Annotated in this window: 3 protein-coding genes; 2 read left to right on the top strand and 1 reads right to left on the bottom strand. The window is 58.9% G+C overall.

Annotated elements, in window-relative coordinates; translation table 11 throughout:
* The coding region (locus ACREAY_RS09815) for a Clp1/GlmU family protein (protein WP_431755594.1) at positions 1-396 on the bottom strand (396 nt) is incomplete at its 3' end.
* Between the two features lie 80 nt (positions 397-476).
* Between ACREAY_RS09815 and ACREAY_RS09810 the strand changes: the two genes are divergently transcribed.
* Complete coding sequence (locus ACREAY_RS09810) at positions 477-2,756, top strand: amino acid permease (RefSeq protein WP_431755593.1); 2,280 nt, start codon at positions 477-479, stop codon at positions 2,754-2,756.
* A gap of 39 nt (positions 2,757-2,795) precedes the next feature.
* Positions 2,796-4,782: PAS domain-containing protein (locus tag ACREAY_RS09805; RefSeq protein ID WP_431755592.1), on the top strand; the 1,987-nt coding region annotated here is incomplete at its 3' end.

Raw genomic sequence — 4,782 nt, 5'->3', positions numbered from 1 at the left:
GGCCATGGGAGCGGCTCCCATGGCTGCAGGCGGCGCGAGGTCACCCTGCCCAATGTCGCCATCAGTTATGCACGGCGTAATGCCGCGGCCGATGGCCACGTTGGCAAGGTACGTGCAAAACGTCGACTTGCCGGCACCTACCTCTCCGACGACCATCACCACTCTGCATCCCGACAGCTTTTGGGCGACGTTTTTCCACATTGCCGTGCCGGCAGTCAACGGGTCGGCGCTCCATGCTTCTCCGTCGATGCCAAGGGCGCAGTCGGGACCGGGCTCAAAAGGCAGAGCCTTGCCCGCCCTCACCGCGACCTGCCTGCCTGAAACGTCCATCCCAAGCACGCGGCACAGCCCTTTCACCCCGACGGTGGCAGGGCCCCTCACCATCACGACAGGCACGGGTTAGGTGCGCAATATTGCTGGATAAGCTTTTGCCGGTAAAGGTTTATTTCCCATGCCTATGCGAACGCTGCTAACGCTTGTCGACTTCGGCCGGCGGGGCCGAGCGGCCGGTACAGCAGCAGCTGGTGCGGACGCTTGGACTCGTGGACATCATAATGGTTGGCATTGCAGCCATGATAGGCGGAGCCATCTTTGTCCTCACGGGCCCAGCGATAGGCCTCGCAGGCAGCGCAGTCATCATCGTCTTTGTGCTCAACGGCTTCATCACGCTCTTTACCGCCATGGTCTACGCCGAGCTCGGCTCGGCCATGCCGGAGGCAGGCGGAGGTTACCTCTGGATACGGGAGGGCCTGCCCCGGCCAAACGCGTTCATCAGCGGGTGGATGGCGTGGTTTGCGCACATTGTCGCCGGCAGCCTCTACGCCGTCGGCTTTGGCGCGTTCCTCTACAGCCTGCTGCAGACCTACCTGCCTTCCCAGCCCATATTTGGCGTCATTCCGGTGGACAAGCTGATAGCAGTGGCGGCAGTCGCCGCGTTCACCTACGTCAACGTCAAGGGGACGTCTGAGACCGGCAAGACCGGCACCATAGTGACGCTGGCGCAGCTGGGCGCCATAGTCGTCATACTGGCCTTTGGGTTCTGGGCGATGCAGTCAAACCCCGGCTGGCAAGACAACTTTGCAGAGCAGCTGCTGCCGCTTGGCCTTGGTGGAATAGTCGCGGCCATGGGCCTCACGTTCATCGCGTTTGAAGGATACGAGGTAATAGTCCAGACCGGCGAGGAGGTCAAGAACCCAAAGCGCAACATCCCAAGGGCGATATTCATTTCACTTGCAGTGGTAGTCACGCTTTACTGCCTGATGGCGTTTGTCGCCCTTGCCGCCATTTCACCGCCGGGAGGCGAGCAGGCGTGGCAGTTCATCGGAGGCGCAGGCGAGCTTGGCATCGCCAAGGCCGTCGACCTTTTCATGCCCTACGGCCTCTATGTCGTGCTGGCAGGCGGCATAGTGTCGACGCTTGCTGCCCTCAACGCGACCACGTTTTCATCAGCCCGCGTCGCGCTGGCGATGGGGCGCAACTATAACCTCCCCGCGGCCCTTGGCGCCATCCACCCCGTCAACAAGACGCCGCACGTCGCCGCAGTAGTTTCAGGCATCATAATGGCCGTCATGGCATACGCCCTGCCGCTGCAAGAGATCGCCCTTGCCGCCGCCGTGATCTTTTTGCTGCTGTTCACGCAGGTAAACATTGCAGCAATTACCATCCGGCGCATCTATGGCGACAAGTTGTCGTACGGCTACAAGATCCCGTTCTTTCCGATAATCCCGATTATCGGCATAATCCTGAAACTTGGGCTTGCGGTCTATTTGCTCGTGACCCAGCCGCTCAGCTGGGTGATAACGGTGCTGTGGATACTGGTCGGCTTTGTGCTCTACCGCATGTACCAGTTCAAGAAGGAAGTCGAGCATTATGCGCCCCTTGTCACCACCGAAGGCACGCAGGAGAGGCTCGACTACAGGATACTGGTGCTCTACAGCCCGGAAAACCCGGACAGGCTGGCCAAGTACGCGATAAGGGCGGCAAAAGAGGCGGGAGGGGAGGTGAACGTGCTTCGCGTCATCACGGTCCCGAACCAGACGCCGCTTTCAGCCGGCTCTGCATTTGCAGAGAGCGCGAGGAAGGGCTTTGCCCCCCTTGAGCGGATGTTTGGCGACAGGGGCATCCTCAACCACTACCTCGTCAGGGTCTCGCACGACACCACCGAGGCGATACTTGCGACCATAGAGGAGCAAAAGATCAACCTTTTGATAGCCGACTTTGAGACCGTGCGCAGGAACAAAAAGCTGATGACGCTTGCGACGTGCGACATGCTGGCAGTCAAGGCGGAGGACGACGTGCTGGAGCTTGACGACCAGATAGCGCCGGCAGAGAAAAAGAACCTGGTCGTGGTATACGACGGCGGGGCGCACGCAAACCTTGTGCTAAAGGTGACGAGCTGGCTTGAGCATTCCGGCAGGTTCAAAGTCGACGTGCTGGCTATAGGCAAAAAGGAGGAGGATTCTGGGAGCGTCCCCATGAAGCCGGACTATTTGGCGCAGCTCGGCATCGAGCTCAAAGAAACTGGCCTTTCCCAGAGCGCCGGCGAGTCCGCGGCCACCGTGTTTTCTGCAATCGACTCGTACAGGCCGGACCTCGTCGTGGTGGGCTCTAGCGTGGGCAGGTTTGGCGTCTTTGACAGCCCCGCGTTCCTCCAGATGGTAAAGCAGCTGCAGTGCCCCGTCATCGTAGCGAGGGACTTTGGCATCCCCGGCGTGCGCAGGGCCACGACGTTTTTCATGAAGGCCTTTGGCAGGTGACCACCGTTTTTATTTCGCGGCGCGCCCCGTGAGGGCAGGTTGCAAGAGCCTGTCTTTACGAGCATAAAGTCCAAGGTAATTTTCGTCAGCCTGTTCCTTTCCATAACGACCATTTTTGCAGTTTCAGTCATCAGCTTTATCTCTGCAGACAACCTGCTGCGCGAAAGGGTGAGCGACCAGCTGGTAAGCGAGTCCACCGGCAGGGGTGCCGCGGTCCGGTCGCTTGTCGACAACAGGATAGAGCAGGTCCAGCTGATGTTTACAAACAGCGCGATCCAGAGGGCGGTAGAGGAGCTGAACGAAGGCGAGCCGACGGAGGAGCAGATGTCGGCATACCGCGAAAGGTTCCAGGCAGAGCTAGAGTCGTTCAGGCAGGTCGTCGGCGCATCGGTGGGGCTTGAAAACGTCAAGGTGCTGGGCAAGAGCGGAGCCGTGCTCCTGTCGTCGGACCCTTCCGAGGAAGGGAATGACTATTCAGTGGACGGGCGGCTCCAGCGCGGCTTTGGCGAGGGCTTCCTAGAGTTCGACCTTGTGGACGGCAAGCGCAGCACGGTCGTCGCCGTGCCGCTGTACGGCCAGTCAGGAGGGCAGCAGGAGCCCATCGGCGCGGTGGTCGCCACAATGGACACGGCCCAGCTTGACGAGATATTGCTCAACCGCGAGGGCCTTGGCGAGACGGGCGAGGTCTACCTCGTTAATGGCAACAGGACGCTCATCTCCGAGTCACGGTTCATAAAAGACGCGGCGTTCCGCACCCAGGTCGACACGCTTGCGGCAAACGAGTGCTTTGACAATGGAAAGGAGGTGTTCGCAGTCTACCCCGACTATCGCGGCATACCCATCGTCGGCTCGTCGTACTGCGCAAGTGACATCGGGCTGGTCCTGCTGGCAGAGATAGACGAGGCCGAGATATTCCACCCGATAACGCAGCTGAGAGACGCGATACTGGCGGCCGCGTTCGTGATAACGGGGGTCGTGGTGGTCATTGCAGTATATGTTTCGCGCACCATTTCAAGGCCGGTCACGCAGCTAAAGGACGCGGCCGACAGGATAACCAAGGGCGACTATAGCTACAACGTGCAAGTCGAGTCAGGCGACGAAGTGGGCCAGCTTGCCGAGCAGTTCAACATGATGCGAAAGAGCGTCCTTGAAACGAACATGAACCTTAACAGACTGGTCAGGGAGAGGACAAAAGAGCTGACCGACATGACAAATGCGCTGGACTCTACGGCCATCGTTGCCGTGACTGACAAGGACGGCGCCATAACGAAGGTGAACGCCAAGTTTTCAGAGATATCGAAATATCCAGAGCATGAGCTGATAGGGCAGAACCACCGCATCCTGAAATCCGGCTACCATCCGCCCGAGTTCTTTGAGAAGATGTGGAAGGCCATCTCTTCCGGCCAGATATTTGAAGGCGAGATAAAGAACAGGGCCAAGGACGGCACGCACTACTGGGTCAAGACCACCATCGTCCCGTTCCTTGACGAGTCCGGCCGGCCCAAGCAATACATCTCTATCCACAACGACATAACCAACCTCAAAAACACGGAGGAGCGGCTGCAGGAGGCGCTAGAGCGCGACAGGGCCAACGCCGAGATAATCAGGGAGCAGGTGGAAGAGCTGAACCTGACCAATGAGGAGCTGCGCCAGAAGGACAAGCTGAAAGACGAGTTCCTCAGCATGGCCTCCCACGAACTAAAGACGCCGCTGACCCCCATAATCGGCTGGACGGGCGCGCTAAAGTCAAACACGATACTTGGCAGGCTGACTCCAGAGCAGCGCGCCGCGGTCGACACGATAGAAAAGAGCGCGGTGAAACTTGAAAAGATGATAAGCGACATGCTCGACGCGCAAAAGCTAGAGCTCAACGAGCTAAAGTTCAACATCGGCGACGTTGACGTCGACAGGATAGCCAGAAACGTCGAGCGCGACTTTGAGTTCATGATGAAGGAAAAGGGGATAGAGTTTGCAGTCAGCGTGCAGCCGGGCCTGAAATTAAAGTCTGACGAGGCTAGGATAGTGC

Origin of the sequence: Nitrososphaera sp. (assembly GCF_050748925.1) — an archaeon.
Lineage (GTDB): Archaea > Thermoproteota > Nitrososphaeria > Nitrososphaerales > Nitrososphaeraceae > Nitrososphaera.
Note: the sequence above shows the minus strand (reverse complement) of the source record. Positions and strands in the feature narration are given on the sequence as shown.